Source organism: Enterobacter sp. 01-M-03-SI-ECC, assembly GCF_047530215.1.
Lineage (GTDB): Bacteria > Pseudomonadota > Gammaproteobacteria > Enterobacterales > Enterobacteriaceae > Enterobacter > Enterobacter chengduensis.
The window spans coordinates 1-506 of sequence record NZ_JBLKDA010000105.1 but is presented as its reverse complement, the minus strand read 5'-3'; the positions used below and the strand labels follow the sequence as shown (position 1 = coordinate 506).

The following is a 506-nucleotide window of genomic DNA, read 5'->3' as shown; positions in this document are numbered from 1 at the left end:
ACTGGAACCCCGTGGTGAGAAATACCCGCGGTGAGATTCAGGGCGGTGCCGCACTGGCTGAACTTATCAGCTTTGTTAATCGCCCCGATGAAGAGTGGCGGCGTACGCGCTATAACATGGAAGGAGAATCATTTTGAAACAACGCGGGTTAGGGCTTTTTTTAATTTTAACCACTCTCACAGGATGCCAGGCCGTGGCGCCCACTGCCCCCGAAGAGACGGGCGGAATGCCTTACGGGAAATGGGACTTCGCTTTCTTCACCCCGAAAGTACTGTATGCCGAGGTCACGCAGGCGCTGGTGATTGATGAAAAGGGAGTGGTGTATACCTTCCGGACGCTGGACTCCGTGCAGGACAGCGCTATTACCGTGGGAACATGGAATAATGAGGTGCGGCGGCATGCCCAGTTTAACAAGGCGCGCCACCCGCCCGTGATGATGCTGTTCTGCTGGGATTCGGTCATCGACAAGAAGACCTATGAGACCCGGATAGTCTTTCCGGCGTCGC

Annotated in this window: 1 protein-coding gene; it reads left to right on the top strand. The window is 55.5% G+C overall.

Annotated features, from left to right (window positions below):
• Positions 1–193: 193 nt before the first annotated feature.
• Positions 194–506: DUF2931 family protein (locus ACMWKK_RS26275; protein WP_406542967.1), on the top strand; the 313-nt coding region annotated here is incomplete at its 3' end.